At 75.9% G+C, this 680-nt stretch carries 1 protein-coding gene; it reads left to right on the top strand.

What is annotated here, in order from left to right; genetic code table 11:
* Nucleotides 1–680, top strand: a 680-nt coding sequence (locus OG982_RS30885) for a ketoacyl-synthetase C-terminal extension domain-containing protein (protein WP_323139309.1), incomplete at both ends; no start/stop codon positions are given.

Here is a 680-nt window from a genome sequence, read left to right as displayed (position 1 = left end):
ATCCGCCAGGCCCTCGCCGGCGCCCGCCTGACCGCCGCCGACGTCGACGCCGTCGAGGCACACGGCACCGGCACGACCCTCGGCGACCCCATCGAGGCGCAGGCGCTGCTGGCCACCTACGGCCGCGAGCACACCGACGAACAGCCGCTGCTGCTGGGCTCGGTGAAGTCCAACCTCGGGCACACCCAGGCCGCCGCCGGGGTCGCCGGCGTCATCAAGATGGTCATGGCCATGCGCCACGGCGTCCTGCCCAAGACCCTGCACGTCGACGAGCCGACCCCGCACGTCGACTGGACGGCGGGCGCGGTGTCGCTCCTCACCGAACAGGTGGCCTGGCCCGACACCGGCCGCCCGCGCCGTGCGGGCGTCTCCTCCTTCGGCATCAGCGGGACGAACGCGCACGCCATCATCGAGCAGGCCCCGCAGCCGGACCCCGGGTCCCCGCAGGCCCCTGAGCTCGCGCCGGAGCCGGAGGCGACCCGTACGGCGTTCGTGCCCGTGGTCCTGTCGGCCCGCGGCGAGGACGCGCTGCGAGCCCAGGCCCGCCGCCTCCACACCCGCGTCCACGGCGACGAGGACCTGCGCACCGCCGACCTCGCCCTGTCCCTTGCGACCACCCGCTCGGCCCTGGAACAGCGCGCCGCCCTCGTCGCGGCGGACCGTACGGAGCTGCTGCGCGG

Origin of the sequence: Streptomyces sp. NBC_01551, assembly GCF_026339935.1 — a bacterium.
Classification (GTDB): domain Bacteria; phylum Actinomycetota; class Actinomycetes; order Streptomycetales; family Streptomycetaceae; genus Streptomyces.
This window is presented reverse-complemented; position numbering and strand designations above follow the sequence as displayed.